General features: G+C 73.3%; 23 protein-coding genes. 10 read left to right on the plus strand and 13 right to left on the minus strand.

Annotated elements, in window-relative coordinates; translation table 11 throughout:
• Positions 1–12: 12 nt before the first annotated feature.
• Both ACTMS9_RS16110 and ACTMS9_RS16115 read right to left on the minus strand, forming a co-directional pair.
• Entirely contained in the window at positions 13–1,425 is a 1,413-nt protein-coding gene (locus ACTMS9_RS16110; RefSeq protein WP_441148027.1) for an NADP-dependent succinic semialdehyde dehydrogenase, read from the minus strand.
• Positions 1,426–1,437: 12 nt separating this feature from the next.
• Complete coding sequence (locus tag ACTMS9_RS16115) at positions 1,438–1,701, minus strand: DUF6343 family protein (protein ID WP_179804193.1); 264 nt, start codon at positions 1,699–1,701, stop codon at positions 1,438–1,440.
• Between the two features lie 444 nt (positions 1,702–2,145).
• Here ACTMS9_RS16115 and ACTMS9_RS16120 point away from each other — a divergent pair, with 444 nt between their 5' ends.
• Positions 2,146–2,757: an antibiotic biosynthesis monooxygenase gene (locus tag ACTMS9_RS16120; protein WP_210778629.1), complete on the plus strand. Its 612-nt coding sequence runs from the start codon at positions 2,146–2,148 to the stop codon at positions 2,755–2,757.
• Positions 2,758–2,887: 130 nt separating this feature from the next.
• Complete coding sequence (locus ACTMS9_RS16125; RefSeq protein WP_441165337.1) at positions 2,888–3,739, plus strand: GDSL-type esterase/lipase family protein; 852 nt, start codon at positions 2,888–2,890, stop codon at positions 3,737–3,739.
• Between the two features lie 161 nt (positions 3,740–3,900).
• Here ACTMS9_RS16125 and ACTMS9_RS16130 read toward each other — a convergent pair whose 3' ends face one another.
• The 3 genes from ACTMS9_RS16130 to ACTMS9_RS16140 form a co-directional block, all read right to left on the minus strand.
• Positions 3,901–4,680, minus strand: a complete 780-nt coding sequence (locus ACTMS9_RS16130; protein WP_441165338.1) for an EcsC family protein — start codon at positions 4,678–4,680, stop codon at positions 3,901–3,903.
• Positions 4,681–4,715: 35 nt separating this feature from the next.
• Entirely contained in the window at positions 4,716–4,862 is a 147-nt protein-coding gene (locus ACTMS9_RS16135) for a hypothetical protein (protein WP_170285326.1), read from the minus strand.
• A gap of 73 nt (positions 4,863–4,935) precedes the next feature.
• Positions 4,936–5,805 (minus strand): peptidase M23, encoded by an 870-nt coding sequence (locus ACTMS9_RS16140; protein ID WP_441165339.1) that lies wholly within the window; start codon positions 5,803–5,805, stop codon positions 4,936–4,938.
• 419 nt (positions 5,806–6,224) lie between these two features.
• Here ACTMS9_RS16140 and ACTMS9_RS16145 point away from each other — a divergent pair, with 419 nt between their 5' ends.
• The 3 genes from ACTMS9_RS16145 (at position 6,225) to ACTMS9_RS16155 (ending at position 8,554) form a co-directional block, all read left to right on the plus strand.
• Positions 6,225–7,145 (plus strand): proteasome assembly chaperone family protein, encoded by a 921-nt coding sequence (locus ACTMS9_RS16145; protein WP_441148023.1) that lies wholly within the window; start codon positions 6,225–6,227, stop codon positions 7,143–7,145.
• Between the two features lie 193 nt (positions 7,146–7,338).
• Complete coding sequence (locus ACTMS9_RS16150) at positions 7,339–8,136, plus strand: exodeoxyribonuclease III (RefSeq protein ID WP_441148022.1); 798 nt, start codon at positions 7,339–7,341, stop codon at positions 8,134–8,136.
• Between the two features lie 97 nt (positions 8,137–8,233).
• A complete protein-coding gene (locus ACTMS9_RS16155; protein WP_441148021.1) occupies positions 8,234–8,554 on the plus strand; it encodes an antibiotic biosynthesis monooxygenase family protein in 321 nt (106 codons plus the stop codon).
• Between the two features lie 12 nt (positions 8,555–8,566).
• Here ACTMS9_RS16155 and ACTMS9_RS16160 read toward each other — a convergent pair whose 3' ends face one another.
• Together ACTMS9_RS16160 and ACTMS9_RS16165 are read right to left on the minus strand one after the other, a co-directional pair.
• On the minus strand, positions 8,567–9,250 hold the full coding sequence (locus ACTMS9_RS16160) for a class F sortase (RefSeq protein ID WP_441148020.1): 684 nt from the start codon (positions 9,248–9,250) through the stop codon (positions 8,567–8,569).
• An 8-nt stretch (positions 9,251–9,258) separates the two neighbouring features.
• Positions 9,259–9,846: a hypothetical protein gene (locus tag ACTMS9_RS16165; protein ID WP_441148019.1), complete on the minus strand. Its 588-nt coding sequence runs from the start codon at positions 9,844–9,846 to the stop codon at positions 9,259–9,261.
• A gap of 132 nt (positions 9,847–9,978) precedes the next feature.
• Here ACTMS9_RS16165 and trmB point away from each other — a divergent pair, with 132 nt between their 5' ends.
• From trmB to ACTMS9_RS16180, 3 genes are all read left to right on the plus strand, one after another.
• Positions 9,979–10,692 (plus strand): tRNA (guanosine(46)-N7)-methyltransferase TrmB, encoded by a 714-nt coding sequence (trmB, locus tag ACTMS9_RS16170; protein ID WP_441165340.1) that lies wholly within the window; start codon positions 9,979–9,981, stop codon positions 10,690–10,692.
• A 184-nt stretch (positions 10,693–10,876) separates the two neighbouring features.
• Positions 10,877–13,381 (plus strand): DEAD/DEAH box helicase, encoded by a 2,505-nt coding sequence (locus ACTMS9_RS16175; protein WP_441165341.1) that lies wholly within the window; start codon positions 10,877–10,879, stop codon positions 13,379–13,381.
• Positions 13,382–13,501: 120 nt separating this feature from the next.
• The gene (locus ACTMS9_RS16180) at positions 13,502–14,149 is read left to right on the plus strand and encodes a hypothetical protein (protein WP_154938380.1); all 648 of its coding nucleotides are present in this window, start codon (positions 13,502–13,504) and stop codon (positions 14,147–14,149) included.
• Between the two features lie 164 nt (positions 14,150–14,313).
• Here the strand turns inward: ACTMS9_RS16180 and ACTMS9_RS16185 are convergent, their stop codons facing one another.
• The 6 genes from ACTMS9_RS16185 to ACTMS9_RS16210 form a co-directional block, all read right to left on the minus strand.
• Positions 14,314–15,825: an MFS transporter gene (locus ACTMS9_RS16185; protein WP_441165342.1), complete on the minus strand. Its 1,512-nt coding sequence runs from the start codon at positions 15,823–15,825 to the stop codon at positions 14,314–14,316.
• Positions 15,822–17,606, minus strand: a complete 1,785-nt coding sequence (locus ACTMS9_RS16190; protein WP_441165343.1) for an IucA/IucC family protein — start codon at positions 17,604–17,606, stop codon at positions 15,822–15,824. Before ACTMS9_RS16190 ends, ACTMS9_RS16185 begins: the two co-directional genes overlap by 4 nt.
• Positions 17,603–18,172, minus strand: coding sequence for a GNAT family N-acetyltransferase (locus tag ACTMS9_RS16195; RefSeq protein ID WP_441148014.1), 570 nt, complete (start codon positions 18,170–18,172; stop codon positions 17,603–17,605). Before ACTMS9_RS16195 ends, ACTMS9_RS16190 begins: the two co-directional genes overlap by 4 nt.
• A complete protein-coding gene (locus tag ACTMS9_RS16200; RefSeq protein ID WP_441165344.1) occupies positions 18,169–19,461 on the minus strand; it encodes a lysine N(6)-hydroxylase/L-ornithine N(5)-oxygenase family protein in 1,293 nt (430 codons plus the stop codon). Before ACTMS9_RS16200 ends, ACTMS9_RS16195 begins: the two co-directional genes overlap by 4 nt.
• Before the next feature lie 26 nt (positions 19,462–19,487).
• Positions 19,488–21,035, minus strand: a complete 1,548-nt coding sequence (locus ACTMS9_RS16205; RefSeq protein WP_441165345.1) for a pyridoxal phosphate-dependent decarboxylase family protein — start codon at positions 21,033–21,035, stop codon at positions 19,488–19,490.
• Positions 21,036–21,149: 114 nt separating this feature from the next.
• Complete coding sequence (locus ACTMS9_RS16210) at positions 21,150–21,485, minus strand: hypothetical protein (protein WP_441165346.1); 336 nt, start codon at positions 21,483–21,485, stop codon at positions 21,150–21,152.
• A 99-nt stretch (positions 21,486–21,584) separates the two neighbouring features.
• On the opposite strand from ACTMS9_RS16210, the gene ACTMS9_RS16215 reads away from it, so the two are divergent.
• Positions 21,585–23,651, plus strand: a complete 2,067-nt coding sequence (locus ACTMS9_RS16215) for a penicillin acylase family protein (RefSeq protein ID WP_441165347.1) — start codon at positions 21,585–21,587, stop codon at positions 23,649–23,651.
• Entirely contained in the window at positions 23,648–24,205 is a 558-nt protein-coding gene (locus tag ACTMS9_RS16220; RefSeq protein WP_441148009.1) for a GNAT family N-acetyltransferase, read from the plus strand. The genes ACTMS9_RS16215 and ACTMS9_RS16220 overlap by 4 nt, the downstream gene beginning before the upstream one ends.
• The last annotated feature ends 67 nt before the right edge of the window (positions 24,206–24,272 follow it).

A 24,272-nucleotide genomic window follows, 5' to 3' on the forward strand; every position in this document is an offset into this window, starting at 1 on the left:
GCCAAAAGCGGGCTACTCGGCGTGCGCGCCGGCACCGGCCGATGCCGCGCCCTCACCCACCCAGACGGTCTTGGTGTTGCAGAACTCCCGCATGCCGAGCGCGGACAGCTCCCGGCCGTAGCCGGAGTTCTTCACGCCGCCGAACGGCAGCTCCGGGTACGAGGTGGTCATCCCGTTGATGAACACGCTGCCGGCGTCCAGGTCGACGGCGAAGCGCTCCTGCTCCTGAGTGTCGGTGGTCCAGGCGTTCGAGCCGAGGCCGAAGGCGGTGCCGTTGGCGACCTCGATCGCCTCGGCGTAGGACGACACCCGGAACAGGCCGGCGACCGGCCCGAAGACCTCCTCCGACCACATCCGCATCTGCGGGTTCAGGTCGGTGACCACGGTCGGCGGGTAGAACCAGCCGGCGCCAGCGGGCTTCTCGCCGCCGCAGAGCACGGTGGCGCCGTGGTCGACCGCGTCCTGCACCTGGGCGTGGATCTCGTCCCGGCCGCGCTCGCTGGCCAGCGGCCCCACGTCGGTGTTCTCGTCCATCGGGTCGCCCACCCGCAGCGCGGACATGTTGGCCGCGAACTTGTCGGCGAAGGCGTCGAAGGCGTCGGTGTGCACGATGAACCGCTTGGCGGCGATGCAGGACTGGCCGTTGTTCTGGCAGCGGGCGGTGGTGGCGACCTCGGCGGCGCGGTCCAGGTCGGCCGACGGCATCACCACGAACGGGTCGCTGCCGCCGAGTTCCAGCACCGTCTTCTTCAGCTCCCGCCCGGCGATCTGGCCGATCGAGCGGCCCGCCCCCTCGCTGCCGGTCAGCGTGGCGGCGCGGACCCGCGGGTCGCTGAGGATCGGGTCCACGGCCTCCGAGCCGACCAGCAGGGTGGTGAACGCGCCCTCGGGGAAGCCGGCCCGGCGGAACAGCTCCTCCAGGTAGAGGGCGGTCTGCGGCACGTTGGAGGCGTGCTTGAGCAGGCCGGTGTTGCCGGCCATCAGCGCCGGCGCGGCGAACCGCATCACCTGCCAGAGCGGGAAGTTCCACGGCATCACCGCGAGCACCGGCCCGATCGGCTGGTACCGCACGAAGGCCCGCCTGGCCTTGACCGCGCCGGCGTCGGCCGGCTCGTCGGCGAGCATCCGCTCCGCGTTGGCGGCGTAGAACCGGCAGGCGGTGGCGCACTTGGTCACCTCGGCCTGCGCCGCGACGTACGTCTTGCCCATCTCGGTGGTCATCAGCCGGGCGGTGGCGTCCCGTTCCGCGTCGAGCAGATCGGCCGCGGCGTTCATCCACTGCGCCCGCTGGGCGAGCGTGGTGCCGTGCAGGTCCCGGAACGCCACGTCGGCCCGGTCGATCGCGGCGTCGATCTGCTCGGCCGACATCGGCTCGTACGACTTGAGCAGCTGCCCGTTGGCGGGATTGGTGGTGGCGATGGGCATCTCGTACTCCTGTCACTCGAAGAGTGAGTGCCGCACGCCCGGCTCCTCACGGCGGCGCGCGGCGCGGCGGCGCTGGATGACGACCAGGTCGACCACGGCGACCACGGCGAAGACCGCGCACACCACCCCCAACCAGACCACGTCGGCCCAGAACGCCAGCACCGCGAAGACGGTCATGGTGACCAGGCCGAACAGGGCCAGCGCGAGCCGGAGGTTTAACGCGCTGTACGCGTGGCCGACCGTGCCACGGGCACGCCGGGGCTGCGATCTCGTCATTCCTCCGGCCTACCCCCGCAGGACGGGCCCTAACCGCCCGCCCCAGCCGCCGCACCGACCGCCGCCGTCCCGCCCGCCGCCCGCCCGCGAACCGGACCTCGGGGCCCCGTTTGCGGCGTGTCGCGCCATCCCGTCCCGACGTCACCGCGACACGCCGCAAACAGCGAGTCACGCCACGGCGGCCGCTGCAGGACAACGCGTCTCGGCCATCGCGGCCGCGGCACGCGCTTTGCGGCGTGTCGCGCCATCCCGGCCCGACGTCACCGCGACACGCCGCAAACCGGGCCGGGACCGACGCGCTCAGGGGTCCGGGGTGGCTCGGGAGGGCGGGGCGGTGATGCCGGCCACGGAGCGGGTATGCCGCGGATGCGGCCGGCGGTGGGTTGCGTTACACCGACGCGCCACGACCGGGCCGGCCCCGGCGCGGGCGGGAAGGATGAGGGCATGACCATGACCCACGCGGTGCCGGTGACCGTCGCCATCGCCCGGCGCGCCGACCCCGCGCGCGCCCACGAAATGGTCGCCTGGATGCGGGCCGGCAGCGCGCTGGCCGAGAGCTTTCCGGGGTTCCTCGGCATGGGCTGGGTGCAGAGCGCGCCCGGCTCGCCGGAGTGGCACATGCTCTACCGGTTCGCCGACCACGAGACGCTGCGCCGCTGGGAGGAGTCCCCGCAGCGCAACTGGTGGCTCACCTCGGCGCAGGGCATCGTCGAGCACACCCGGGTCGAGCGGCGCACCGGGATCGAGGGCTGGTTCGACCCGCCGGTCGACCACGTGGTCGAGACCCTGGCGCCGGCCGTCGGCGAGCCGGCCGCGCCGGTGTCCCCGCCGCGCTGGAAGCAGGCGGTGACGATCTGGCTGGCGTTCTTTCCGCTGAGCCTGGCCGCCACCCTGCTCACCGCCCGGTTCATCGGCGGGGTGCCGCTGGCCGCGCGGACGCTGCTCATGACGCTCTGCCTGACCCCGCTGATGACGTACCTGGTGCTGCCCCGGATCACCCGGGCGCTGCACTGGTGGCTGCACGGGCAGCGGCCGCCGTGGCGGGCGTCCCGCTGACCCGTCCTATCAAATCCATGTTTCTAAATATTTACTCTGCCTGAAAGTCGACACGAACAGCCCAACCCGGCCGGCCGCCCCCGTAGAGTTACCGCGCTGTCGCTCTGCGCCGCCGGACCGGGGGAACACAATGCCTCGACGCTGGGTCGCCGCCGTCGCCTGCCTGCTGGCGCTGGTCGCCCTCGCGTGCGAGGAGGGCGGCAACGCCTCGCCCCGGCCGACGCGGGAGCCCGGCCAGTCCGGCCTGCCCACCACCATGGCCGCGCTCGGCGACTCGGTCACCACCGGCTTCGGCTCCTGCCTCGTGCTCACCTCCTGCCAGCGCAACTCCTGGTCCACAGGGGACGGCATCCGGGTGGAGAGCCACTACCGCCGGCTGCTCGAGGCCAACCCGGACATCCGCGGCCGGGCGCACAACCATGCCGTGCCCGGGGCGCGGGCCGAGGCGCTCGCCGGGCAGGCGCAGGCGGCCGTACGCGACAAGGCCGACTACGTGACCGTGCTGATCGGCGCCAACGACGCCTGCCGCGACGACATCGACACGATGACGCCGGTGGCGACGTTCCGCACCGAGGTCGACCGTGGCCTGCGGGTGCTGCGCAAGGGGCGACCGAAGGCCCGCGTGCTGGTGGTGAGCATCCCCGACCTGTACCGGCTCTGGGAGGTCGGGCACACCGACTCGCGGGCCACCCGGATCTGGCGGGCCGGCATCTGCCCCTCGCTGCTGGCCCACGCGACCTCCACCGCCCCGGCCGACCGGGCCCGCCGGGCCAGGTTCCGCGACCGCATCGACGACTACAACGCCCAACTGAAGGCGGCCTGCCGGGCGTACGGGACACGCTGCCGGCACGACGGCGGGGCGGTGCACCGGGTGCGCTTCACCCTGGACGAGGTGAACGGGCTCGACTGGTTCCACCCCAACGTGGCCGGGCAGAACCGGCTCGCCGACGTCAGCTTCTCCACCGCCGGCTGGCGACTCTGACGAGCATTCCGAGCGGGTCACCGGGACGCTCGGGCCGACCGGCAGAGCCTGAGGTGGAACGGTCGGCCGCCGACCGCGGGCGGCGTGGACCGCTGTTGCCCACCGGGCACGCGAAACGGCGGTGCCCCGGAGACCGGGGCACCGCCGTCCTGCCGTGCGGGTCAGGAACGGCGAGGCTGCGGCACGCCGCCCCGACCGGCCCGGTAGAGCGCGCAGGCGCGCTCGGCGAGGTCCTTGGTGGCCGAGGAGTTGGCCCAGGTGCCGAGGATGATGGCAGCGCCCGGCACGACCTTGGCGAACATCCGCTTCGCCGCACGGACCCCGGCCATCTGGGCCAGCCGCACGCCGAGGCGGAGCATCACCTTGCCGAGCGGGTTCTGCGCGCCGTGGCCGAACAGGGCTCCGGCGCGTTCCCGGCCCGCCGCCACGCCCAGGGCCAGCCGGGCGCTCTCGGCGACCTTGTGCACCTTCTGCAGCACCAGCAGGTCGGTGGCCCGGTCCGGATGCACCGGGTCCACCCCGTACGCGGCGGCGATGTGCAGCACCAGCCGGGCCTGGGTCCAGGCCAGCACGCCGACGTCGATCACCGCGCCGGGCAGCCCGGCCACGCCGGAGACCGCCCCGGAGAGGCGGGCCCGGTTGACGAACTTCCGGACCGCCTGCTCGGCGAGGTCGTCGGCGGAGACGTCGGGGCGCTCGGCACGGGCCCGAGCCGCCCACTCGGCGGCCTCCGGCCCCAGCCGGCGCACCGCCTCCAGGGCGAGGTGCTCCGGCGCGTACTGCGGGTCCTCCCGCATCCGGTCCCAGAGCCGGGCGGGCGGCGCCTCGGGGGCGTCCGGCTCCCCCGCCCGGGTGGCCGGCGGGGTGACCGCCGCCGCCGGGCTGGCCGGCGGCGGGGTGGGGGTGGTGGGTTCGTCGTCGACGGGGGCGGAGTCGGTCACGGGGGCTCCCGGTGTCGAGGGCGAGCGGGGGACGATCAGCGGCGGCGGCTGGAGAACCGGTTGGCCACCTGCCTGAGCTTGGCCTGGTTCTCCGGCTTGGCCAACTCACGCCGGCCCCGGTCGACCAGCTGTTGCCCGCGCGGCGAGCGCAGGAACGCCCTGATCCGTTGCACCAGTGACATGTCGTCCTCCGTTCGATGGTCGTGCATCATGTGTACCCCGAACGGACAACCGGCAACCGACAACCCGGGACGATCAGGCCAGGATGGCCTCGACCACCTCGGTCGCCCGCCACTCGTGCTGGGCGTAGGCCCACGGGAACGCCGAGACCTGCACGGCCTGGGCCGCGTCGGTCAGCGCCAGGTTCTGCCAGCCGGGGATCTCCAGCAGCGCGGAGAGGAACGCCTGGGTGGCGTACTCGGGGTCCATCAGGTCGCGGACCTCGCCCCAGCCGCTGCTGGGCCGCTGCTGGAACAGCCCGACCGAGTCGTGGTCCCAGCCGATGGCCTGGTGGGGGTAGTTCTGGGACTCGGGCAGCACGCCGCTGGCGTAGTTGTAGAGGTTGCTCTCCTGCATCGCGGTGGCCACGGCGATGATCAGGGCCTGTCGGGGCACGCCCATCTTCCGGCCGGCCTTGACGATGGCCTTGGCGTTGTCCATCTGGGCCTGGTCCAGGCCGGCGACGGGGGCGATCCGCTTCGGCTTCGGCTTGGGCTTCGGCGTGGCCTTCTTCATCGCGGTCGGCGACGGCGAGGCGGTCCGGGTGGCGGCGGGGGTCGGGGTCGCGGTGACCGGGGTACGCGCCTGGCCTCGGGAGGCCACGCCCTCCTGCGCCCGCTCGGTGAGTGCCGGCTGGGCGGCGACCGGATCGAGCCGGTCGGCCGGCAGGGCCTGCACGCCGGCGAAGGCCGCCACGCCGAGGCAGCAGACCACGCCGGAGGCGAGCGCCACCCGCGACGGGCGGCGGGTCAGGGGGTTAACGAGGGCGCCGAGGCGGGTACGGAGCGAGGGAGCGGCCTCGCCGCCACGGAGAACGCCGACCTGAACGGACGAGGGGGTATCGTCCGAACGGCCAGTCGGGCCCTCGTGGGCGTACTGGTCGTCGATGGTGTCGTCGTCACGCATCCGACGACGTTAGGCAGGCGTTTTACGGGCCACCCACCGTGAGCGAGTGGCCCTCGCCACAATCCGACGGGTCGAACCGGGACGCGTCGGTGGTGCCCCGTGGCGGCAGGGCGTAACCCCGCAGAACCGGCATCTCGGGAAGACCCCCCGGCGGCGGGAGTTCCGGAACGACGGGGTCGACATCGCCGCCCCGGCCCGCATGATCGACCATATCCCCCGTTGGTATGAGCGATTGGTAGACCAACGGACAACCGCGCCTCGGATGATCGGCGAAATGCGCGCTTCGTCCGTCTTTACTCGCCAGGATCGCCGCGAGCCGCCCGTTGCTGGAATGGATACCGCGGGCGGGTACGTTCGGCGAACCGGGAGCCGTGCGCGCACGGCGGCCCGTACGCGCGTTTCCTCAGGAGGTCCGACCGGTGCTCGACCCACACGAGCTCTACCAGCTCACCGACGACCTGCCCGACCTCGGGCAGCCGGTGCTGATCCAGGCCCTGACCGGCTTCGTCGACGCCGGCAACGCGAGCCGCCTGGCCCGTGAGCAGCTGCTCACCTCGCTGGAATCGCGTCAGATCGCGACCTTCGACGTCGATCAGCTCTTCGACTACCGCTCCCGCCGTCCGGTGATGACCTTCGTCGAGGACCACTGGGAGCACTACGACGCGCCGGAGCTGGCGCTGCACCTGCTGCACGACGACGACGAAACCCCCTTCCTGCTGCTCACCGGCCCGGAGCCGGACCTGCAGTGGGAGCGGTTCGTGGCCGCGGTCGCCGCCGTGGCCACCCGACTCGGCGTCCGACTGACCGCCGGGCTGAACTCCATCCCGATGGCCGTGCCGCACACCCGCCCCACCGGGGTGACCGCGCACGCCACCCGGCGCGAGCTGATCTCCGGCTACGAGCCCTGGCTCCAGCGGGTGCAGGTCCCCGGCAGCGTCGGCCATCTGCTCGAGTACCGGCTGGGCGAGGCGGGCCGGGACGCGATCGGCTTCGCCGCGCACGTGCCGCACTACGTCGCCCAGACCGAGTACCCGGCCGCCGCCGAGGTGCTGCTCTCCTCGGTCTCCCGCAGCACCGGGCTGCTGCTGCCCAGCGACAGTCTGCGCACTGCCGCCGAGGTGGTGCGGGTCGAGATCGACCGGCAGGTCGCGCAGACCGACGAGGCCGCCGCGCTGGTCCAGGCCCTGGAGGAGCAGTACGACGCGTTCGCCCGTGGGCGCGGCGAGAAGAACCTGCTGGCCGCCGAGGCCGGGCCGCTGCCCACCGCCGACGAGCTCGGCGCCGAGCTGGAGCGGTTCCTGGCCGAGCAGACCCGACCCGGCGACACCCCGAACGGCTGACCCGGCCGACCGCTGAACAACCGGCGGTCGGCGCCGTCACCAACCGCGCCGACCGCCCTGCCTGGCCCCGCCGGGCACTGAGCCCGGATACGGCAGACCGCCCGCCCGCGCGCGGCCGGCTCCATAGCCGATCATGCGGCGCGCCGGGCCGGCTGGCCCGGCGCGTCGGGGCCGGATACGGCAGGCTGAAGGCATGCGTCTGGCGACCTGGAACGTGAACTCGGTGAAGGCCCGCCTGCCCCGGCTGCTCGACTGGCTGGCCACGACCGGCCCGGACGTGGTCTGCCTGCAGGAGACCAAGTGCCCCGACGGTTCCTTCCCCAGCGCCGAGGTGGGCGAGCTGGGCTACGAGGTGGCCAGCCACAGCGACGGCCGGTGGAACGGGGTGGCGATCCTGTCCCGGGTCGGGCTGGCCGACGTGGCGGTCGGATTCCCCGGCGAGCCCGGGTTCCCCGAACCGGAGGCCCGGGCCATCTCGGCCACCTGCGACGGGGTCCGGGTCTGGTCGGTGTACGTCCCGAACGGCCGCTCCCCCGACGACCCGCACTACGCGTACAAGCTGGCCTGGTTCGCCGCGCTGCGGGACGCGCTGGAGCCGGAGCTGGCCGGCGGGGCGCCGGTGGCGGTCTGCGGCGACTTCAACGTCGCCCCCACCGACGCCGACGTCTGGGACCCGGCGCTCTTCGTCACCTCCACCCACGTCACGCCGGCCGAGCGGGCCGCCCTGGCGGCGCTGCGCGACCTCGGGCTGGTCGACGTGGTGCCGACCCCGATGAAGGGCCCGCACCCCTTCACGTACTGGGACTACCGGGCCGGGATGTTCCATCAGAACAAGGGCATGCGGATCGACCTCGTCTACGCCTCCGCGCCGTTCGCCCGGGCGGTCCGCTCCGCGTACGTCGACCGGGAGGCCCGCAAGGGCAAGGGCCCGTCCGACCACGCCCCGATCGTGGTCGACGCCGAGCTGGTGCCGGCCGTCGAGTCGTTCTGAGCCCTGCCTCGACGCGGGTGGTCCGGCGGCCCCGGCCGGCGTCGGGGAGCGGGCGGGGCGTCCACCCGGCTGATCGGCCGCTGGTTAGGGTGGAGCCATGGCAGTCGTGAAGATCAACGCGATCGACGTCCCGTCCGGCGCCGGCGAGGAGCTGGAGAAGCGGTTCGCCGCCCGGGCCGGCGCGGTGGAGAACTCCCCCGGGTTCCTCGGCTTCGAGCTGCTGCGCCCGGTCGCCGGGGAGAGCCGCTACTTCGTCTACACGCGGTGGGAGAGCGAGGAGGCGTACCAGGCGTGGGCGGCCGGCCCGGCCCGGGCCGCGCACGCCGGCGGCGCGGGCGGGGAGCAGCGGCGGCCGGTCTCCTCGGGCGCCACGCTGCTGGAGTTCGAGGTCGTCCAGCAGGTCACCGGCAAGGGCTGAGCGCCCGGCCGATCAGGGCTGCCGGGTCTCGGCGAGCGAGGCGAAGGCGATGACGTTGTCCTCGTAGCCGGTCCGGCCGCCGACCCAGGCGCCGCCGCAGGTGATCAGCCGCAGCGCCGGCGGCCCGTCGTCGCCGTAGACCCGGTCGGCCGGCAGGTGGGACTTGTCGAAGTACTCGACCGAGTCGACGGTGAACACCGCGACCTTGCGATCCTCGCGGGTCACCTCGATCCGGTCGCCGGGCTTGAGCTTGCGCAGCTCGTAGAAGACGGCCGGGCCGCTCTTGGAGTCGACGTGCCCGACGATGATGGCCCGGCCGGGCTCACCCGGGGTCGGGCCGCGGTCGTACCAGCCGGTCTCGTGGTGCCGGTTCAGCGGCGGCACGTCGATCGACCCGTCCCTCGCCTTTCCCACCGGGGCCACCGGGGCGGTCACCTGAATGGCCGGCACCGCCAGGCTCACCGGCCGGCTGGCCGGCAACCCGCCGCCGCGCCCTGCGTCGGGCCGCTCCTGCGCGTCCGCCGGGCGTTGCTGGCCGGCCGCCCAGTCCAGCGGCCCGACGGTACGCCCGAGGCCCGCGCCGGTCGCGAAGACGCCGAGCAGCACCAGGGCCGCCGCGAGCGGCACCGACCAGGGGCTGCGTGCCGAGGCACGGTCGCCGCGGGCGGCCGGTGTCGAGGCGGGTTGCGAGGCCATCGCGCCGCTCAGCCTCGGGCGGCGCCACGGGGGCGGCGGGCCGCGATGATGCCGACCGTCGCGCCGGCGATGGTCAGGGCCAGGCCACCGGGTACGAGAAGGCCGGTGAGGTTGGCGCCGGCGGAGCCGCCGAAGCCGGTGTGCGGGCCGGGGCTGGGCTTCATCGACTTGACCACCTGGAGCATCGTCGAGGCGGTCGCGCCGTCGCGGCACTCCAGCTTGACCCGGTAGTTGCCCGGCCGGGTCCGCTCCCGGACCTCGGCCGAGGCGGTCAGCTCACCACGCTGGGGGTGCACCTGCACCCGGCCGAACGCGTCGGAAACGACCGTCGCCGGGATGGAGTTGTCCCGGCAACTGGCCCGGATGCCGACCAGGAAGCCGGGCTGCACCGGGGTCGGGCGTACCTCGACGAAGACCACGTTGGGAGTCGGCTGCGGCTCGCCGGCCTGCAGCGGCCAGACCTCAGCCGGCTCGCTGGGGGCCAGGGCCGCCGCCGCGGGTGGCGGGGCGGCGAGCGCCGCGCCCGCCCCGAGCAACGCCGGGCCGAGGGCACCGAACGTGATGGCCAACGCGGTGCGCTGGAGCGTGATCGACATCCTGCCCCCTTCCGGCCGCCTCGGGCAGCGCCGGGACAGCGAGCGCCGGCCTGCCGTACGGGATGAATCGTCTCACCCCCGGGCGTACATCACATCCGATACGACGGAACCGTCGCGTACGCTCGGGTCGCTGTGACCTCCACCGACCAGAACCCCGCCGTCCCGGCGGCCCCGCCGGCCGCCCGGATCCGCACCTTCCACCCCCGCCGCGGCCGGATGAGCGGCCGCCAGACGGACGCGCTGGAACGGCTCTGGCCGGAGTACGGCATCGACATCGCCGAGCTCGACGGCCCCTTCGACCCGGCCGCGCTCTTCGGCCGGGGCGCCCCCGTGGTGCTGGAGATCGGCTCCGGCATGGGCGACGCCACGGCGGCGATGGCCGTCGCCGACCCGGACCGGGACTACCTGGCCGTCGAGGTGCACACGCCCGGCCTCGGCAAGCTGCTGGAACTGGTGGAACGGCACGGGCTGACCAACGTCCGGGTGGCCAAGGGCGACGCGCTGGACCTGGTCCGTGCCATGCCGACCGACGCTCTGGACGCGGTGCACGTCTTCTTCCCCGACCCCTGGCCGAAGGCCCGGCACCACAAGCGGCGGATCATCCAGCCGGAACACGTGGCGTTGCTCCGCTCCCGCCTGCGGCCGGGTGGCATCCTGCACTGCGCCACCGACTGGGCCGAGTACGCCGAGTCGATGCGGGAGACCCTGACCGCAGACCCCGGCCTGGCGGACCCGCACGGAGACTTCGCCCCCCGCCCCGCACACCGCCCGGTCACCAGGTTCGAGCGCCGCGCCCTGACCGCCGGCCGCCCCGTCTTCGACCTCATCCACCCCCGCCACCCCTGACCCACCCCACCCCTCCCCTCCCCGCCGCCGCGCCCACCCGGCCGACGCCGGGTGCTCTTTCCGAGAAAGAGTGCCTATCGGGGCGGGAATAGCCACGCTTTCTCTGAATCTGCGACGCGCGAAGGGCTGGGGGCGCGTACCCGGTTGGCGGGCGGGCGTGCGGGGCGGGCACGATGGAGCGGCTATGACGCTCACTGCCGCGCTGCCTCGAAGCGCCGACCCCGACACCCTCTACGACGCGTTCGCCGGCTGGGCGAAGGAGCGCGGCCTCGACCTCTACCCCCACCAGGAGGAGGCGGTCATCGAGATCGTCTCCGGCGCGAACGTGATCATGAACACCCCGACCGGCTCCGGCAAGAGCCTGGTCGCGATCGCGGCGCACTTCGCCGCCCTGGCCGACAACCGGACCACCTTCTACACCGCGCCGATCAAGGCGCTGGTGTCGGAGAAGTTCTTCGCCCTCTGCGAGGTCTTCGGCGCGGAGAACGTCGGCATGCTCACCGGCGACGCCAGCGTCAACGCCGACGCCCCGATCATCTGCTGCACCGCCGAGATCCTGGCCAACCTCGCGCTGCGCGAGGGGTCCCGGGCGGACGTCGGCCAGGTGGTCATGGACGAGTTCCACTTCTACGCCGAGCCCGACCGGGGCTGGGCGTGGCAGGTGCCGCTGATCGAGCTGCCGCAGGCGCAGTTCGTGCTGATGTCGGCCACGCTCGGCGACACCACCCGGTTCGTCGACGACCTGACCCGGCGCACCGGGCGGTCCACCGCCGTCGTCCGCTCCGCCGAGCGGCCGGTCCCGCTGCTCTTCTCGTACGCGATGACCCCGATGCACGAGACCCTCGAGGAGCTGCTGGAGACCAAGCAGGCCCCGGTCTACGTCGTGCACTTCACCCAGGCCGCCGCGCTGGAACGCGCCCAGGCGCTGATGAGCGTCAACGTCTGCACCCGGGCCGAGAAGGACATGATCGCCCAGGCGATCGGCAACTTCCGGTTCACCTCCGGCTTCGGCAAGACCCTGTCCCGGCTGGTCCGGCACGGCATCGGCGTGCACCACGCCGGCATGCTGCCCAAGTACCGCCGACTGGTGGAGACCCTCGCCCAGGCCGGCCTGCTCAAGGTCATCTGCGGCACCGACACCCTGGGCGTCGGCATCAACGTGCCGATCCGCACCGTGCTCTTCACCGGCCTGTCCAAGTACGACGGGGTGCGTACCCGGCTGCTCAAGGCCCGCGAGTTCCACCAGATCGCCGGGCGGGCCGGGCGGGCCGGCTTCGACACCCTCGGCCGGGTGGTGGTGCAGGCCCCCGAGCACGTCATCGAGAACGAGAAGGCCCTGGCCAAGGCCGGTGACGACCCGAAGAAGCGGCGCAAGGTGGTCAAGAAGAAGCCGCCGGAGGGCTCGGTCGGCTGGGGGCAGCCCACCTTCGAGCGCCTGGTCGAGGCCGAACCGGAGCCGCTGACCTCCAGCTTCCAGGTCAGCCACTCGATGCTGCTCAACGTCATCGGCCGGCCCGGCGACGCGTTCGCCTCGATGCGGCACCTGCTCACCGACAACCACGAGGACCGGGCCGCCCAGCGCCGGCACATCCGCCGGGCCATCGCGATCTACCGGGCGCTGCGCGCCGGCGGGGTGGTCGAACAGCTCGACGAGCCGGACGAGGCCGGCCGGCGGGTCCGCCTCACCGTCGACCTCCAGCTCGACTTCGCGCTCAACCAGCCGCTGTCGCCGCTGGCGCTCGCCGCGATCGAGCTGCTCGACGTCGAGTCCCCCTCGTACGCCCTCGACGTGCTCTCGGTCGTCGAGTCGATCCTCGACGACCCCCGGCAGGTGCTCTCCGCGCAACAGTTCAAGGCCCGCGGCGAGGCGGTGGCCGCGATGAAGGCCGAGGGCATCGAGTACGAGGCCCGCCTCGAACTGCTCGACGAGGTGACCTGGCCCAAGCCGCTCGCCGAGCTGCTGGGGGCCGCGTACGAGATGTACCGGCAGGGCCACCCCTGGGTCGCCGACCACCAGCTCTCCCCCAAGTCGGTGGTCCGGGACATGTACGAGCGGGCGATGACCTTCACCGAGTACGTGCAGTTCTACGGGCTGTCCCGCTCGGAGGGCCTGGTGCTGCGGTACCTCGCCGACGCGTACAAGACGCTGCGGCAGACTGTGCCCGAGGACGCCAAGACCGAGGAGCTGGTCGACCTCATCGAGTGGCTGGGCGAGCTGGTCCGCCAGGTCGACTCCAGCCTGATCGACGAGTGGGAGCGGCTGCGCAACCCGTCCGACGTGGCGGAGCTGGCCTCGTCGCTGGCGGACAAGCCGCCGGCGGTCACCCGCAACGCCCGCGCCTTCCGGGTGCTGGTGCGCAACGCGCTGTTCCGCCGGGTCGAGCTGGCCGCGCTGCGCCGCTGGTACGACCTGGGCGAGCTGGACTCCGCGTCGGGCTGGGACGGCGACGCGTGGGCCGAGGCGCTGGAGCCGTACTTCGAGTCGTACGACTCGATCGGGGTCGGCCCCGACGCGCGCGGGCCGGCGCTGCTGATGATCGAGCAGGGCCGGGAACGCTGGACGGTACGGCAGATCCTCGACGACCCCGAGGGCGACCACGACTGGGGCATCAGCGCCGAGGTGGACCTCGCCGCGTCCGACGAGGCGGGCGCCGCGGTCGTCCGGATCACCGACGTCGGGCAGCTGTAGAAAAGAGTTTCGCGGGGCCGTCCGGAGTGTCCGGGCGGCCCCTTTCGTTCCCTGGGCGATGTCACTCCTGTCGATTAGAATGTGTGTACTAATCGAGGTTCCTGACCTGGGAGGACGCTCGTGACCGCGCCCACCTCCGCCGCCCCGCTCACCCCCTACGCCACGCTCCTCGGCTTCACCCGGTACGTCGACCGCACCGGGCCGACCAAGGCCACCTTCGTCGGTGGGCTGCGCAAGCAGCGGGCCAGCCGGCACGGGTTCAACCCGCACGGCCAGTTCGTCAAGGCCCTCAAGGCCGACATCGCCTTCCACACCGGCGGCACCCACCTCGCCGGCGTGGCCGACGTGGTCAAGCCCCGGTGGCGCCCGCTCTACCAGGCGCTCGTCCCCGGGGCGACGGCCTGGCTGGAGTCCCTCGGCGAGCCGGCCGGCATCGACCTGGCCCAGACCCGCGACGCGCTCGCCATGCTGGGCGACCTGCCCGTCAAGATCAACCCACACTTCGGCGTCCGGTACGCCGACGGCCACGCCGAGGCCGTCCGGCTGCACTTCGACGAGGCCCCGCCGAGCGAGGAGGCGACGCTGGCCACGCTGCACCTGATGGCCCGGCACATGGACGCGGTGCTGCCGCACGCCGAGCCGGTCCTGGTCGACGTGCGGCGGGGCGAGGCCCACCGGATGCCCGACACGATCAAGCCCGAGCAGGTCGAGCAGTGGCTGGCCGGCGAGGCCGCCGCCTTCCGCGCCATCTGGTCCACCGCCGCCTGACCCGACGCTCCCGCCGGGCCGGCCACGGCCCGGCCGGGTGCGGGCGTGGTACCCCCGCCCGGGCCGGCCACCGGTCCGGACGGACGGGCGTGCTGCTCCGGCGCGCCGCCATCTCGGGACCGGTGGCGGCGCGCCGGGTCAGCCGGCGGGGTGGGTCCGGCGGATCAGCCGGTGCGGTCGGCCCGGCGCAGCAGCCCGGCGGTGACGAGGCCGCCGACGAGAACCGCGACGGCGCCCACCGTCTGGCCGGTCTCCAGTGCCGCGCGGAACGCGTCGGAGACAACCTGCCGTTCGGTCTCCGACCGGGCGGCGGCCACGGCGGCGGGGAGCGATCCCGCGCCGGCCAGGGCGGGTGGCAGCAGCGCGGCGAACCGGGCGTTCAGCACGGCCCCCAGCACGGCGATGCCCAGGCTGCCGCCGACCTCGGTCATGGTGCCGTCCACGCCCGCGCCGGCGCCGGCCTTGCGCGCCGGCACGGCGCTCATCACCGCCTCGACGATGGCCGGGTTGGCCAGCGCGCAGCCGGTGCCCATCAGCAGCAGCCCGCCGAGCAGCACGGGGTAGCCGTCCCCCGGTGCGTGCGTGACGACCGTGAGTCCGCCGGCCAGCAGCGCCATCCCGACGGCGATCGCCGCCGGCGACCCGAGCCGGCGGATGACCCGGGCGGCGACACCGGCGAGGTTGAGCACGACGATGGAGAGCGCGAAGGGCACCATCCGCAGTCCCGCCTCCCACGCCGAATAGCCGCGCACGAACTGGAGGTGCTGGGTCAGCAGGAACAGTGCGCCGGTGGCGCCGAAGGTGATCAGGACGACCCCGCAGACCGCGCCGACGAACCGGCGTTCGGAGAACAGACCCATGTCCAGCATCGGGGCCGGGATCCGCCGCTCCCACGCCACGAAGAGCACCAGCAGGAGCACGCCGGCACCGGCCGCGCCGAGCACCGCCGGCGTCGCCCACCCGTGCTCCGGCCCGGAGATGATCGCCCAGACCACCCCGGTGAGGCCGGCCGTGGAGAGCAGCACGCCGAGCAGGTCGAGGCGGCCGTCCACCGGATCGCGGGACTCCGGCACCAGCGCCCCGGCGGCCAGTAGGCAGACCAGCACGATCGGGACGTTGACCAGGAAGATCGCGTTCCACGGCAGGTGGGCGAGGATGGCGCCACCGATCGGCGGCCCGGCCGCGAAGCCCAGCGCGCTGGTGGCCGCCCAGAGACCGATCGCCCGGGTCCGCTCGGCGGCGTCGAAGATCTGCATGGCGACCGCGAGGGTGGCGGTGACCAGGAGGGCCCCGCCGATCCCCATGCCGGCCCGGGCGGCGATGAGCTGCCCGCTGGTCCCGGCGAGCCCGGCGGCCAGCGAGCCGGCGCCGAACAGGACCAGGCCGGCGAGCAGCATCCGCCGCCGCCCGTACCGGTCGGCGGCGCTGCCGGCGGTGAGCAGCAGGCCGCACTGCACCAGCGCGTACGCGTTGATCATCCATTGGACGTCGGCGGTGGTGGCGTCCAGTTCGCCGGTGAGCACCGGGATCGCCACGGTCAGCACGGTGTTGTCGAGGACCACGGTGACCTGAGCCAGGCAGAGCACGGCCAGGATCAACCAGCGGTGCCGGACCGGGCCGGCCGGCGGGGTCCCCGCCGGCCGGCTGCCGTCGCGCACCGCGCCGGGGGCGCTCATCGCGGTGGGGCGAAGCGGGCGAGCGGGTTGGCCAGGGTGCCGACGAACTGCAACGCGGCCGACGGGTCGGCGAGGTCGACCATCTGTTGGTTGTTGCGCAGTTGCAGCCGGTTCAGGCAGGACAGCGGGAACTCGGCGGTGAAGAGGTCGTGCCGGCGCAGCCGCTCGGCCAGGTGCGGGACGCCGCGCTGGTAGTCGGCGGCGCACTCGGCCACCGTGCGCCAGAACTCGTCCTCGGTCAGGACGCCCTCGGTCACCAGGATGGCGTTGAGGTGACGCAGGAAGCAGTCGAACACGTCGGTGAAGATCGACAGGATCTTCTCCTCGTCGGGGACGGCGACCCGGATGCGCCGCACCGCGGGCGGCAGGTCGGCCTCGGGGTCCAATACCGCGATCTCCTCGGCGATGTCCTTGAAGATCACCCGCTCCACCACCCCGTCGTGCACCACCAGGATCACGTTCTCCCCGTGCGGCATGAAGACCAGGTCGTGGGCGTAGAGGCTGTGCAGCAGCGGGACCAGGTAGGCGTCGAGGTAACGGCGCAGCCAGACCGTCGGCGCCAGCCCCGACTCCGCCACCAGCGCGCCGGCGACCGAGCGGCCGCCCCGGTCGACGTGCAGCAGGGACGCCATGGTCGCCAGCCGGCGGCCCGGCTCCAGCCCGGCCACCGGGCTCTCCCGCCAGAGCGCGGCCAGCATCTTCCGGTACGGGGAGTACCGGTCGGTCGCCGCCTCGTACTGCCGGTGGCGGTAGCCGATCGCGGCGCGTTCCCGGATGATCGTCAGCCGGCTGCGCCGGAACACGGGGTCGGTGGCGACGAGGTCGGCCAGCCAGTCGTTGATCGCCGGGGTGTGCTCCATGTACGCGGCGGACAGCCCGCGCATGAAGCCCATGTTGAGCACGGACAGGGCGGTCTTGACGTAGTGCTTCTCCGGGTGGGTGACGTTGAAGAAGGTGCGGATGGACTGCTGGGCGAGGTACTCGTCGGGGCCCTCGCCGAGGCAGACCATCTGCCGCCGGGCCACCTCGCCGGCGAAGGTGACGGAGAGCTTGTTCCACCACTGCCACGGATGCACCGGGAGGAGCAGGTAGTCGGCCGGGTCCAGGCCCAGCCCGGTGAGGGTACGGGCGAAGCCGGCGAGCGTGTCGTCGCCGAGTTCGGCGCGGACCAGGGTGTCGTAGTCCAGGTCGGCGGCGCAGCTGAAGGTGGTGTGGTCGCGGTGTGCGGCCAGCCAGATCAGCCGGACCGGCCGGGCGGCCTCCGGGGCGTACCGGTGGTACTCGTGCACCCCGAAACCGATCCGGCCGTTGTTGGCCACGAAGCAGGGGTGCCCCTCGGTCATCTGCGTCTCGACGTCCTGGAAGTCCGCCCGGGCCAGCTTGGTGGCGTCCATCGCCGGCTTGCCGAGCTTGTACGCGGTGCCGGCCAGCGTCGAGGTGATCTCCTCGAGGTAGACCGGCAGGATCTCGTCGGTGAGGCCGAGCGCCCCGCGCAGGTCGAGGCAGAGGTCGACGGCGTCCAGCGGCAGCTCCCGGCCGTCGGAGTGCCGGGTGATGCTGGCCGCGTCGACCTGCCAGTGCCGCAGGGCGAGCAGCCGGGCGGTGAACCGGTACTCGACGGTGCCGTCGTCGCCGGGTACCCGGTAGCGGTCCGCGCCCAGCGGCTCGGGGGTGATCAGTCGTTCGTGGGCGAACTCCGCGAGGGCCTTGCGGACCAGCAGCCGGTTGGCCTCGGCCCAGTGCCCCGGGGTCAGGTGGTCCACGGATGCGAGCGGGTTCACGCGGGCAGGTCTCCTCGGGTGGCGGCCAGGAACTTCTCACGGGTGCAGACGCTGAGCAGAGCGTCCTTCTCGGGCTTGCGGATCGGGCCGACGACGGTGAAGCCCACGGCGGCGTTGAGCGCGTGCACGGCGTGGTTGCGCACGTCCGGTTCGACGACGACGCGGCGGACGGCCGGGTCGGCGAAGAGCCACGCCATGACCGTGGTGATCACGGCGCGGGTGAAGCCGTGCACGGGGTTGTCGGCGGGCGCGCAGAGGAAGTGCATGCCGACGTCGCCGTCGGCGGCGCCGTACAGGCCGACGAGTTCGACGTGGGCCGGGTCGTACCGCTCGGCGAGGAACGCCGGCCGGCCGCGCCACGAGCCGAGGTACGCGTCGTGGTGCGGGTGCGCGGCGATCCGCCGGTACTCCTGCGCCACCCGGGCCACGTCGGCGTCCTGCATCAGCCAGAACCCGGCCTTGGGGTGGGTGACCCAGCCGTGCAGCAGCGCGGCGTCGCCGTCCGGATCAAGGGTACGCAGGGCGAACTCGCCGAGCCGGTCGTCGACCCGGCGGAACACCGTCATGCGGTCACCGCCACCGGCGCACCGAACTCCTGGAAGGCGATGCGCCGCTCGATCGGGTAGTGCTCGCGCCCGGTCAGCTCCCGGATGATCCAGGAGTTGCGGTACGCGCCCATGCCGAGATCCGGCGAGGTGATGCTGTGCGCCTGGGTGCTGGCGTTCTGGAGGAAGACACCCCGGCCGGTCTGGTCGACCGAGTAGTTGCGGGCGACGTCGAAGCGGCCGTGCGAGTCCCAGCGGAGCCGGTCGCGGATGGGCTCCAGGAAGTCGGGCACCCGGTAGTGGTAGCCGGTGGCCAGCACCAGCCCCTCGGTGGTGAGGGTGAAGTCGCGGCCCTGCTCGACGTTGCGCAGGCCGAGCGTGTACATCCCGCTCGCCGGGTCGTGGGTGGCGGTGCTCAGCGCGGTGTTGGTCATCAGCCGGGTGGGCACCGGGCCGGCCACGCTGCGGGCGTAGAGCAGGTCGAAGATGTCGTTGACCAGGTCGGCGTTGATGCCCTTGAACAGGCCCTTCTGCTCGGCCTCCAGCCGGTACCGGGTCGCCTCGGGCAGGGCGTGGAAGTAGTCCACGTAGTCCGGCGAGGTCATCTCCAGGGTGAGCTTGGTGTACTCCAGCGGGAAGAACCGCGGCGAGCGGGTGACCCAGTTGAGCTGGTAGCCGTGGGTGCCGATGTCGGAGAGCAGGTCGTGGTAGATCTCGGCCGCGCTCTGCCCGCTGCCGACCACGGTGACGCTGCGCTTGGCCCGCAGCGCCGCCCGGTTCTCCAGGTACCGCGAGTTGTGGATCACGTCGCCGCCGAGGTCCCGGCAGGCGTCGGGCACGTGGGGCGGGGTGCCGGTGCCCAGCACCAGGTGCCGGGCTCGGTGGATGACCCGCTCGCCGGCCGCCGTGGCGTGCACGACGTACCGCTCGTCGGCCGGGTCGTACTCGATGGAGGTGACCTCGTGGCCGAACCGGACGCTGGACAGCTTCGCCGCCGCCCACCGGCAGTAGTCGTTGTACTCGCTGCGCAGCGGGAAGAAGCTCTCCCGGATGTAGAACGGGTACAGCCGCCCGGATTCCTTGAGGTAGTTCAGGAACGAGTAGGGCGAGGTGGGGTCGGCCAGGGTGACCAGGTCGGCGAGGAACGGCGTCTGCAGGCGGGTGGACTCCAGCAGCATGCCGGGATGCCAGTTGAACTCGTCGCGGGCCTCGAGGAAGAGGCCGTCGAGGTCGCGGATCGGCGCGGTCAGGCAGGCCAGGCCCAGGTTGTACGGGCCCAGCCCGACGGCGATGAAGTCGTGGGTCGACATGGGGTTCTCCAGGGCGGGACGGCCGGTCAGCGGATGGGGCAGGACAGCTCACCGGCCGTGCGGGTACGCACGTACCAGCCGGCGTGTTCGGCGATCAGGTCGAGGACGTGGGCGATGTCGTCCACGGTGGTCTCGGGGTTGAGCAGGGTGAACTTCAGGTGGTGCGCGCCGTCCACGGTGGTGCCCGCGACGAGGGCGGCACCGGACGCGGCCAGCGCCTCGCGGGCGTACAGGTTGGCCTCGTCGACGAGTGCCCGGCCGGGACCGGAGGGCAGGTAGCGGAAGACCACGGTGCTGAGCTGGGATCGGGTCACCACCTCGAAGCGGGGGTCCTCGGTGAGCAGTTGCCAGGCGGCGGCGGCCCGGTCGATCACCTCGTCGAAGAGCGCCCCGACCGCGTCCGGGCCCATGATGCGCAGGGTGAGCCAGAGCTTCAGGGCGTCGAAGCGACGGGTGGTCTGGATGCTCTTGTCGACCTGGTTGGGGATGCGCTGCTCGACCGCCCGGGCGGGGTTGAGGTAGTCGGCGTGCCAGGTGGCGTGCCGCAGCACCCGGCGGTCGCGCACCAGCAGCGCGCTGGAGCTGACCGGCTGGAAGAAGGACTTGTGGTAGTCCACGGTCACCGAGTCGGCCCGCTCGATGCCGTCGAGCAGGTGCCGCCGGGTCGGCGAGACCAGCAGCCCGCAGCCGTACGCGGCGTCGACGTGCAGCCACACGCCGGCCGCCGCGCAGATGTCGGCAATCTGCGGCAGCGGGTCGATGGTGCCGAAGTCGGTGGTGCCGGCGGTCGCCACCACGGCCATCACCCGCAGCCCCTCGCGGCGGCAGCGGTCGATCTCCCGGGCCAGTTCGTCGGTACGCATCCGGCGGTCGGCGTCGGTGCCCACCGCGACCACCGCGTCGGCGGCGAGGCCGAGCAGCTTCGCCGCCTTCTGCACGCTGAAGTGGCCGGCCGCCGAGGTGAGGACCCGCAGCCGGGACAGCGCTTCGGGGCGGGCGGCCGCGCCGCCGTCCGCGGCGACGGCCTCCTCCCGGGCGAGCAGCATCGCCTGGAGGTTCGACTGCGTCCCGCCGCTGGTGAACACGCCGTCGGCGGCCGGGCCCAGCCCGACGCGGTCGACCGTCCAGTCGATCAGCCGGCGCTCGATGAGGGTGCCGCCGGCGCTCTGGTCCCAGGTGTCCATGGAGGAGTTGACCGCACTGAGCACCGCCTCGCCGAGCAGCGCGGGGATCACCACCGGGCAGTTCAGGTGCGCCAGGTAGCGCGGATGGTGGAAGTACACGGCGTCGCGCAGGTAGACGTCCTGGAGTTCGTCGAGCGCCGCCCCGGTGTCGCCGAGCGGCCGGTCCAGGTCGATGCCGGCGATCCGGGGGGCGAGGTCCTGGGGGGTGACGCCGGTGAAGGGACGGTCGGTGGCGGCCACCCGCTCGGCCACCCGGTCGATCCCATCGGCCAGCACCCGGCGGTAGTGCGCGACGGAGCCGGCGGTGAACAGGTGGGCCCGGTCGGCGGTCGCCGGAGCGGGAACCGCTGCGGTCGGGAGAGCCTGAACGGTTGCTCCGGGCAGCTTCATGGCAGTCCTCAATGGTCGAGAGTGGACACGGCGGGAGGACGGGTGACGGCGCGGCGTCCACCAGCGGTCCCGAGTTGATCGAGTGAAGTTAGGTTACCCTAACCTAAGTTGCGATCAACGCCGCACCGGCTCGGCGCGCCGGAGTTCGGCCGTCGGCTCCGGCTCTGCCGCAGGGTCGGAGCCGGACGCGGGGGCGAACCGCCGCTGGCGGGCGACGCCCACCACGACGCCGAGCAGCACCAGGACCACGCAGGCCGCCGCGACCACGGGGCACCCCGCCCCGTCGGCGGCGGCCAGCCCGACCGAGGCCGCCACGAACGAGCAGACCAGCCCGAAGGGCGGTGAAGTCGGTTGCCGCCGGTGCCGGGCCGGGAGTAGTCCATGGTGACCGACGGTGATGAAGCCGTCCCGACACCTTGAGCACCAGAGGGCCTCCCAGTTGCGTCTCACGCCCCGGCCTCCAGTAAGGTTCGCCTTAGTTAGGGGAGGGTAACCTAAGTTGATATTCGTGGAGCACGCGGCTCACCGGGGCTCCGGACCGGCCGCACGATGACCGGCGTCTACCGCGACGCCCGGGGCGTGCCGCACCTGCGCGCCGATTCGGCCGACGAGCTGGCCCGGCTGCAGGGCCGGGTGGCGGCCCTCGACCGGGCCTGGCAGATCGAGGTCGAGCGGTGGCGCTCCGAGGGGCGACTCGCCGCGCACGTCGGCCCCGACGCGCTGGGCTGGGACCGGTTCGCCCGGCGCGCCCGACTCGACGACACCGCCCGGCGGTGCTTCCACCGCCTCTCCCCCGGCACCCGGCGCTGGGTCGCCGCCTACGCGGCCGGCGTCAACGACGGGCTCGCCGAGGGCGCCGCCGGTGCCCCCGAGTTCGCGGCGGTCGGGGTGGCCCCCGGACGCTGGCAGCCGTGGTCGCCGCTGGGCGTCTTCACCGTCCAGCACATCCTCTTCGCCACCTTCCCGAACAAGCTCTGGCACGCCCACGTCGCCGCGACCCTCGGCCCGGACGCGACCGACCTCTTCGCCGTCGAGGGGCCCGGCGGCTCCGGCAGCAACGCCTGGGCGGTGCCCGGGGACACCGCCACCGGCCGGGCGCCGGTCATCGCCGGCGACCCGCACCGACTGCTCGAACTGCCCGGCATCTACCAGCAGGTACGCCTGGCCTGCCCGGAGTTCGACGTGCTCGGCTTCGCCTTCCCCGGCGTGCCGGGACTGCCCCACTTCGGACACGCCGGCGAGGTCGCCTGGGCGGTCACCAACGCGATGGCCGACTACCAGGACCTGTACCGCGAGCAGCTGCGGCGCGACAGCGACCGGGTGCTGGTCCGCGACGCCGACGGCTGGGTGCCGGCGCGGCGGCACGTCGAGCGGATCGACGTACGCGACGGCGACCCGGAGACCGTGGAGGTGATCGAGACGCCGCGCGGGCCCGTGATCGACCACGACCGGCACACCGGCGAGGCGATCAGCCTGCGCATCCCGGCCCGGGTCGAGGCGGACCTCGGCTTCGAGGCGCTGCTGCCGCTGCTACGCTCCCGCACCGTCGACGACGTCGCCGACGCGCTGCGCGCCTGGGTCGAGCCGGTCAACAGCGTCCTCGTGGCCGACCGGAGCGGGGCCGTGTACCAGCTGGTCGCCGGGCTTGTGCCGAAACGCGACGAACGGTGCCGGCGGGAACCGGTGCCCGGCTGGGACCCGCGCTACCGCTGGCGCGGGGGCTACGCCGAGACCAAGCCGGTCGCGGTCGACGGCATCGCGGTCTGCGCCAACGACCGCCGCCCCGACGTGGCCGACCTCGGTGCCGACTTCGCCCCACCACACCGCGCCGACCGGATCCGCGCCCTGCTGGCCGACGACGTCGCGCCGGACGACGTACACATGGACACCCGGCTCGCCGCGACGCCGCTGCGCGCGCTGCTCCACCGGCTCGATCCCGGCGACCTCGACCCGCCCGCCCGGGAGCTACGGGACCGGCTCACCGCCTGGGACGGCGCGATGCGGGCCGACAGCACCGACGCGGGCGCCTTCGCGGCCTGGCGTACCGCCCTGGCCCGCCGGTTGCACGAGCACCCGAGCCTGCGCCCGTTGCGCGCCCCCGGCGCGTACGACGAGCTGTTCACGCCGTGGACGGACCCTCTGGCGCGCATCGGCCACGCCCTCGACGGCGTCGTCGCCGGGCTGCACCGCCTCGGGGTCGACGTGGCGCCGGTGGCGGCCGCGGCCCTGACGGACGTGGCCGCCGAGGGGCCGCCGACGCCTTGGGGCCGGCGGCACCTGCTGCATCCGCTGCACCTCGGCGTGGCCCCCGCCGTCGACGCGGCGGTGGCCGCCATGCGGGCCGCGACTCCGCTGGCCGGCGACACCGACTGCGTGCTCGCCACTACCAGCGTCCCCGGGGTCTCCGACGCCTGCTGGCGCGGGCCGGTCGCCCGCTACGTGTGGGACCTCGGCGACCGCGCCCGCAGCCGCTGGATCGTCCCCTTCGGCGCGTCCGGACGCCCCGACGACCCGCACTTCGCCGACCAGCTGCGCCGCTGGGCGGCCGGCGAACTCGACCCGGTGGACACCGATTGGCGACACCTGACCCGAGAAGCAGGAGACGAGAACACGTGACGTACCAGCAGGACATCCCCGGCTTCGGCGAGCTGCGGCTCGTCGTGGTCGACCCGGCCGCCCACGCCGAACTGCTGCACGGCTGGGTGACCCAGCCACGCGCGAGGTTCTGGGGCATGGGCGGGTACACGGTGGACGAGGTGCGCGAGGTCTACGCGTTCATCGACGGGTTGACCACCCACCACGCGTACCTGATCATGCTCGACGGCACCCCCGCCGGCCTGTTCCAGACCTACCAGCCGGAGGCGGACCCGGTCGGCGAGCGGTACCCGGTGCAGCCCGGCGACATCGGGATGCACCTGCTGTTCGCGCCCGCCCCGGAGGCACCGCGCGGCCTGGCCACCGCCGCCTTCCCGGCCCTGGCCCGCTTCCTGTTCCGCGACCCGACCCGGCAGCGGATCGTGGTCGAACCGGACGTCCGCAACCACCGGTCGCTGCGCCTCTTCGAACGCGTCGGCTTCACCTTCGACGAGGAGATCGAGATGCCCGACAAGCGCGCCCGACTAGCCTTCCTCACCCGCTCCCGCTTCGAATCCGACCACCCCACCCCCTGACCGTCCCCCAACACCGAAAGGGTGCCTATTCCACGTGGAATAGGCACCCTTTCTCGGTAAGTGCGCG

This window comes from Micromonospora sp. L31, assembly GCF_052068075.1.
GTDB lineage: Bacteria > Actinomycetota > Actinomycetes > Mycobacteriales > Micromonosporaceae > Micromonospora > Micromonospora purpureochromogenes.

Excerpts from the sequence above, each read along its gene's own strand:
- ACTMS9_RS16110 (WP_441148027.1), bottom strand. The coding sequence starts at position 1,425 with ATGCCCATCGCCACCACCAATCCCGCCAACGGGCAGCTGCTCAAGTCG.
- ACTMS9_RS16115 (WP_179804193.1), bottom strand. The coding sequence starts at position 1,701 with ATGACGAGATCGCAGCCCCGGCGTGCCCGTGGCACGGTCGGCCACGCG.
- ACTMS9_RS16120 (WP_210778629.1), top strand. The coding sequence starts at position 2,146 with ATGACCATGACCCACGCGGTGCCGGTGACCGTCGCCATCGCCCGGCGC.
- ACTMS9_RS16125 (WP_441165337.1), top strand. The coding sequence starts at position 2,888 with ATGCCTCGACGCTGGGTCGCCGCCGTCGCCTGCCTGCTGGCGCTGGTC.
- ACTMS9_RS16135 (WP_170285326.1), bottom strand. The coding sequence starts at position 4,862 with ATGTCACTGGTGCAACGGATCAGGGCGTTCCTGCGCTCGCCGCGCGGG.
- ACTMS9_RS16140 (WP_441165339.1), bottom strand. The coding sequence starts at position 5,805 with ATGCGTGACGACGACACCATCGACGACCAGTACGCCCACGAGGGCCCG.
- ACTMS9_RS16150 (WP_441148022.1), top strand. The coding sequence starts at position 7,339 with ATGCGTCTGGCGACCTGGAACGTGAACTCGGTGAAGGCCCGCCTGCCC.
- ACTMS9_RS16155 (WP_441148021.1), top strand. The coding sequence starts at position 8,234 with ATGGCAGTCGTGAAGATCAACGCGATCGACGTCCCGTCCGGCGCCGGC.
- ACTMS9_RS16160 (WP_441148020.1), bottom strand. The coding sequence starts at position 9,250 with ATGGCCTCGCAACCCGCCTCGACACCGGCCGCCCGCGGCGACCGTGCC.
- ACTMS9_RS16165 (WP_441148019.1), bottom strand. The coding sequence starts at position 9,846 with ATGTCGATCACGCTCCAGCGCACCGCGTTGGCCATCACGTTCGGTGCC.
- ACTMS9_RS16175 (WP_441165341.1), top strand. The coding sequence starts at position 10,877 with ATGACGCTCACTGCCGCGCTGCCTCGAAGCGCCGACCCCGACACCCTC.
- ACTMS9_RS16185 (WP_441165342.1), bottom strand. The coding sequence starts at position 15,825 with ATGAGCGCCCCCGGCGCGGTGCGCGACGGCAGCCGGCCGGCGGGGACC.
- ACTMS9_RS16195 (WP_441148014.1), bottom strand. The coding sequence starts at position 18,172 with ATGACGGTGTTCCGCCGGGTCGACGACCGGCTCGGCGAGTTCGCCCTG.
- ACTMS9_RS16200 (WP_441165344.1), bottom strand. The coding sequence starts at position 19,461 with ATGTCGACCCACGACTTCATCGCCGTCGGGCTGGGCCCGTACAACCTG.
- ACTMS9_RS16205 (WP_441165345.1), bottom strand. The coding sequence starts at position 21,035 with ATGAAGCTGCCCGGAGCAACCGTTCAGGCTCTCCCGACCGCAGCGGTT.
- ACTMS9_RS16215 (WP_441165347.1), top strand. The coding sequence starts at position 21,585 with ATGACCGGCGTCTACCGCGACGCCCGGGGCGTGCCGCACCTGCGCGCC.